At 72.8% G+C, this 5,737-nt stretch carries 4 protein-coding genes and 1 pseudogene; all 5 read right to left on the bottom strand.

Annotated elements, in window-relative coordinates; genetic code table 11:
* Window positions 1–252 (bottom strand): annotated as a pseudogene (gene murD, locus AB0K09_RS28950) (UDP-N-acetylmuramoyl-L-alanine--D-glutamate ligase); the annotation flags it as partial.
* Window positions 249–1,313 (bottom strand): phospho-N-acetylmuramoyl-pentapeptide-transferase, encoded by a 1,065-nt coding sequence (mraY, locus tag AB0K09_RS28945; protein WP_366068371.1) that lies wholly within the window; start codon window positions 1,311–1,313, stop codon window positions 249–251. The pseudogene murD and the gene mraY, both read right to left, overlap by 4 nt.
* The gene (gene murF / locus AB0K09_RS28940) at window positions 1,313–2,722 is read right to left on the bottom strand and encodes a UDP-N-acetylmuramoyl-tripeptide--D-alanyl-D-alanine ligase (RefSeq protein ID WP_366068369.1); all 1,410 of its coding nucleotides are present in this window, start codon (window positions 2,720–2,722) and stop codon (window positions 1,313–1,315) included. Before murF ends, mraY begins: the two co-directional genes overlap by 1 nt.
* 65 nt (window positions 2,723–2,787) lie before the next feature.
* Window positions 2,788–4,482 (bottom strand): UDP-N-acetylmuramoyl-L-alanyl-D-glutamate--2,6-diaminopimelate ligase, encoded by a 1,695-nt coding sequence (locus tag AB0K09_RS28935; protein ID WP_366068368.1) that lies wholly within the window; start codon window positions 4,480–4,482, stop codon window positions 2,788–2,790.
* 12 nt (window positions 4,483–4,494) lie between these two features.
* A partial coding sequence (locus tag AB0K09_RS28930) for a penicillin-binding protein 2 (RefSeq protein ID WP_366068367.1) occupies window positions 4,495–5,737 on the bottom strand: 1,243 nt, incomplete at its 5' end.

Raw genomic sequence — 5,737 nt, 5'->3', positions numbered from 1 at the left:
GCTGTGGGGGCGCCTGCTGGGGGTGGTGAGGACTTGGGGGGTGCCCCGGGGCTGCGTCGTCGCGTCGCCGCGGCGGAGGGTCACCACCCCGGCCGCCCGGGTCTCGGCGCGGCGGCGCAGGGCCTCGTCGTCGCCGCCGTCGACGACGGTGACGCGTGCGCCGAGGCCGGCCAGGGCGCGGGCGGCGCTGATGCCGCTCACGCCGAGGCCGGCGACGGTGATGTGCTTGCCGCTGAAATCAGTCGGGCTCACTTGATGGCCAACCATCCGGCGTAGAAGATTCCGAGTCCGACGGCCACGCACAGGCCCTGGATGATCCAGAAGCGGACCACCACCAGGACCTCGCTCCACCCCTTGAGTTCGAAGTGGTGCTGGAGCGGGGCCATCCGGAAGACGCGCTTCCCGGTCAGGCGGAAGGAGCCGACCTGGATCACCACGGACATGGTGATGAGCACGAACAGACCGCCCAGAAGGGCGAGGAGCAGCTCGGTGCGGGAGCAGATGGCGAGGCCGGCCAGGGCGCCGCCGAGGGCCAGCGAGCCGGTGTCACCCATGAAGATCTTGGCGGGCGAGGTGTTCCACCACAGGAAGCCGAAGCAGGAGCCCATCAGGGCGGAGGCGACGACCGCGAGGTCGAGCGGGTCGCGTACCTCGTAGCAGCCGGCGCCGGCGGTCAGCGGGTTGGCGCAGGACTGGCCGTGCTGCCAGGTGCCGATGAAGACGTAGGCGCCGAAGACCATCACGGAGGCGCCGGTGGCCAGGCCGTCGAGGCCGTCGGTGAGGTTCACGCCGTTCGACATGGCGAGGATCATGAACAGCGCCCAGACCACGAAGATCACGGGGCCGATGGACCAGCCGAAGTCCTGGGTGAAGGAGAGCCGCGTGGAGGCCGGGGTCTGACCGCGGGTGTCCGCGAACTGCAGGGCCAGGACGGCGAAGGCGATACCGACGATCAGCTGGCCGGCCATCTTCGCCTTGGCGCGCAGACCGAGGCTGCGCTGCTTGACGATCTTGATGTAGTCGTCGAGGAAGCCGACGAGGCCCATGCCGGCGGTCAGGAAGAGCACCAGCAGGCCGGAGGTCGTCGGCGAGTGGCTGGTGATCACCTTGGTGACCGCGTACGCGATGAGCGTGGCCAGGATGAAGGCGATGCCGCCCATGGTGGGCGTGCCCTTCTTGCTGCCGTGGGTGCGCGGGCCGTCGTCCCGGATGAACTGGCCGTAGCCCTTGCGGGCCAGGAACTTGATCAGCAGCGGGGTGCCGATGAGGGTCAGGAAGAGACCGATGACACCCGCGAAGAGGATCTGGTTCATCAGCCGGAGACCTCGCCATCCACCGCGATCAGCTGCTGTGCGATCCGCTCAAGGCCGACCGACCTGGACGCCTTCACCAGTACGACGTCTCCCGGGCGCAGCTCGTTGCGCAACAGGTCGACCGCCGCCTGCACGTCGGACACGTGCACCGACTCCTCACCCCACGAACCCTCGTTATAGGCGCCCATCCGCAGCCAGGCCGCTTCCCTGCCCCCGACTGCCACGAGCTTGCCGACATTGAGCCGGACGGCGAGCCGCCCGACCGCGTCGTGCTCGGCGAGCGACTCCTCGCCGAGCTCGGCCATCTGACCGAGCACCGCCCACGTCCTGCGGCCCGTACTGCCCATGGCGGCCAGCGCGCGCAGGGCGGCTCGCATGGATTCGGGGTTCGCGTTGTAGGCGTCGTTGACGATCGTCACGCCGTCCGCGCGCTCGGTGACCTCCATGCGCCAGCGGGAGAGCTGGCCCGCCCCGGAGAGCGCGGAGACGATCTCGTCGACGGGCATGCCCAGCTCATGGGCGACGGCGGCCGCGGCGAGCGCGTTCGACACGTGGTGCTCACCGTACAGCCGCATGGTCACGTCGCCGCACCCGGTGGGGGTGTGGAGCGTGAACGAGGGGCGTCCGGTGGCGTCCAGGCGCACGTTCTCGGCACGGACATCCGCGTCGGGAGCCTCGCCGAAGAGGACGACGCGGGCCTTGGTGCGGGTGCTCATGGCGCGCACGAGCGGGTCGTCGGCGTTGAGGACGGCGACGCCGCCCTGCTCGGCCGGCGGGAGGGCCTCGACGAGCTCGCCCTTGGCCTGGGCGATCTGCTCGCGGCCGCCGAACTCGCCGAGGTGGGCGGTGCCGACGTTGAGGACCAGGCCGATGCGCGGCGGGGTGATGCCGGTGAGGTAGCTGATGTGGCCGATGCCGCGGGCGCCCATCTCCAGGACGAGATGGCGGGTCCCGGCGTCGGCGCGCAGCGCCGTCAGGGGCAGCCCGATCTCGTTGTTGAGCGAGCCGGGCGTGAAGACGGTGGGGCCGAGGCGCTCCAGGAGCTGGGCGATCAGGTCCTTGGTGCTGGTCTTGCCGGCCGAGCCGGTCAGGCCCACCACGGTGGTGCCGAGCCGGTCGACGACGGCGCGGGCGAGGGCGCCCAGGGCCGTCACGACGTCCTCGACCACGACGGCGGGCACGCCGACGGGGCGGGTGGCCAGCACGGCGACCGCGCCGGCGGCGACGGCGCGCTCGGCGTAGTCGTGGCCGTCGACGCGTTCCCCGGGGAGCGCGGCGAACAGGCTGCCGGGCCGCACCTCACGGGAGTCGATCTCGACCGGGCCGGTGACGGTGCGCCCCGGGTCCGGTATGTCGTGCTGCTGCCCGCCGGTGATCGCGGCGATCTCGGCGAGTGACAGATCGATCACCGATCTTCACCTCCGGCCGTTCTGGAGAGCTTCCGGGGGGAGGTTTGTGCGCGCATGGCGGTCTGTCATCCCTGGTCGTTCCGGTGCGTGGGGGCCGCCTTCCGGCTGTGCTCGATGGCCTCGCGCAGCACCAGGCGGTCGTCGAAGGGGCGTACCACTCCGGCGATGTCCTGGCCCTGTTCGTGGCCCTTGCCCAGCACCAGGACGATGTCGCCGGGTTCGGCGCGGGCGACGGCGGCGGCGATGGCGTCGGCACGGTCCTCCAGCAGGAGGACGGAGCCGCGCTCGGGGGCGGGCACCTCGGTGGCGCCCGTGAGCATGGTGGCGAGGATCGCGAGGGGATCCTCGGAGCGGGGGTTGTCGGAGGTCAGCACGGCGGTGTCGGCGAGCCGGGCCAGCGCGGCGCCCATGGGGGCGCGCTTGGTGGTGTCGCGGTCGCCGCCACAGCCCAGCACGGCGTGGATGCGGCCGGCGCACACCTTGCGCAGGGCGCGGAGAACCGATTCGACGGCGTCCGTCTTGTGCGCGTAGTCGACGACGGCCAGGTACGGCTGGCCCGCGTCGACGCGCTCCAGACGGCCGGGGACGCCGGGGACGGCGGCGACGCCGTCGGCGGCGGTCTGCGGGTCGATCCCGGCGGTGGCCAGGGCGACGACGGCGGCGAGCGCGTTGGCCACGTTGAACGGGCCGGCGAGCGGCGCCTTGGCACGGACGGAGATCCCCTGCGGGCCGAGGACGGTGAACGCGGAGTCGAAGGGGCCGATCTCCACGTCGACGGCGCGCCAGTCGGCCTCGGGGCGGCCCTCGGCGGAGAAGGTGGTGACGGGGACCTCGCTGTCGCCCGCGGCGAGCCGGCGCCCGTACTCGTCGTCGATGTTGACGACGCCGGCGCGGCTGCGCTCCTTGGTGAAGAGCTCGGCCTTGGCCCGGTAGTAGTCCTCCATGCCGGAGTGGAACTCCATGTGCTCCGGGCTGAGGTTGTTGAAGACGGCGACGTCGAAGACGCAGCCGTCGACGCGGCCGAGCCGCAGGGCGTGGCTGGAGACCTCCATGGCCACGGCCTTCACACCGCGCTCGCGCATGACGGCGAACAGGGCCTGGAGGTCGGTGGCCTCCGGGGTGGTGCGCTCCGACTTCAGGCGCTCCTCGCCGATGCGGGACTCCACGGTGCCGATCAGGCCGGTGGTCCCGAGGGCGCGCAGGCCGCCCTCGACGAGGTAGGCGGTGGTGGTCTTGCCGGAGGTGCCGGTGATGCCGATGCGCAGCAGCTCGTGGCCGGGCTCGCCGTAGATGGCCGCGGCGAGGGCGCCCATGCGGCCGCGCGGGTCGGCGACGGTGAGCACGGGCAGGCCGCTGGCGGCGGCGCGCTCGGCGCCGGCCGGGTCCGTCAGGACGGCGACGGCACCGAGGCCGGCCGCCTGGGCGGCGAAGTCGGCGCCGTGGAAACGGGCGCCGGGCAGCGCGGCGTAGAGGTCGCCGGGGCGCACGGCGCGCGAGTCGTGGGTGATGCCGGTGACGGCCGTCTCCGCGGCGGCGGGAGCGGCGATGCCCAGCTGACCGGCCAGCTCCGTCAGGGGCACGGGGCGGACCCGGCTGGGGCGCGGCGCTCCGGGGTACGGCGCGGGGGCGTCCTGGTGCTGGGTGGTGTGGGACTGATCAGCGTGGGGCACGGCGGTGAGCGTACCGGGCGCACCGGCCTCGCCGCGAAGCGAGGGGCGTGCCGGGCCGTGGTTCCCGGGGTCGGGAGTGATCGTCGTCACGGCCGGCCCGGCTCATTGCCCGTCGTAGGTCACCGGCAGCCGCGGCGGCTGCGCGCCGGACGGCGGCACCTGGAGGGTCTTCAGGGCGAACTCCATCACCTGCTTGTAGACCGGTCCGCAGACCTGGCCGCCGAAGTAGCTGCCCCGGGTCGGGTTCTGGACGGCGCAGTAGACGGTGATCCGGGGCTGGTCGGCGGGGGCGAAACCGGCGAAGGAGGCGGTGTAGCCGTGGTAGCGGCCGGTGAGCGGATCCACCCGGTTGGACGTGCCGGTCTTGCCGGCGACGAGGTAGCCGGGGATCTGCGCCTTGGTGCCGGTGCCCTCGTGGTCGTCGACGACCGACTCGAGCATGGCGGTGAGGTCCTTGGCGGTCTTCTGGCTGATCACGCGGGTGCGGGGCGGGGCCGGGGCGGGGGTGAACCTGCCGTCGGGCCCCTTGGTGCCGCGGACCAGGGTGGGCTGGATGCGCTCGCCGCCGGCCGCGATCGTGGAGTAGACGGAGGCGGCCTGGACGGCGTTGAGGGACAGGCCCTGGCCGAAGGGGATGGTGTAGGCCCGGGAGGAGCCCCAGTCGCCGGGCCGGGCGAGGATGCCGGGGGTCTCGCCGGGGAAGCCGAGGCCGGTGGGGCGGCCGATGCCGAACTTGCGGAGGTAGGTGTAGAGGACCTGGTTGGCCTCTTCGCGGGTCTTGCCGAGCTGCTCGCTGGCCAGGATGGTGCCGATGTTGCTGGATTTGGCCAGGACGCCGGCCAGGGTGAGGTGCCAGGTGGGGTGGTCGACGTCGTCGGCGAAGGAGCGGTCGGCGCGGGCCAGCCGGTTGGGCACCTCGACCCGGGTGAGCGGGTTGGCGACGCCCTCCTCCAGGACGGCGGCCATGGTCATGACCTTGCTGACGCTGCCGGGCTCGTAGGCGTCCTGGAGCGCGGCGTTGCCCAGGGCGGAGCGGCTGGCGTGGGTGAGGTCGTTGGGGTCGTAGCCGGGGGCGTTGGCCATGGCCAGGATCTCGCCGGTGCGGGTGTCCTGGACGACGACGTAGCCGCGGTCGGCGCCGGACTCCTCCACCTGCTTCTTGATGGCGTTCTGGGCGGCCCACTGGATGTCGCGGTCGATGGTGAGCTCGACGTCCGAGCCGGGCACGGCGGCCTGTTCCTTGACGTCGCCGGTGGGCACCTGGCGGCCGCCGGACTGGGCGTAGACGCGCTTGCCGTTCCTGCCCGCGAGGACCTCGTTGAGCTGGGCCTCCAGGCCGCCGCCG

Origin of the sequence: Streptomyces sp. NPDC049577 (assembly GCF_040675635.1) — a bacterium.
GTDB lineage: Bacteria > Actinomycetota > Actinomycetes > Streptomycetales > Streptomycetaceae > Streptomyces.
Note: the sequence above shows the minus strand (reverse complement) of the source record. Positions and strands in the feature narration are given on the sequence as shown.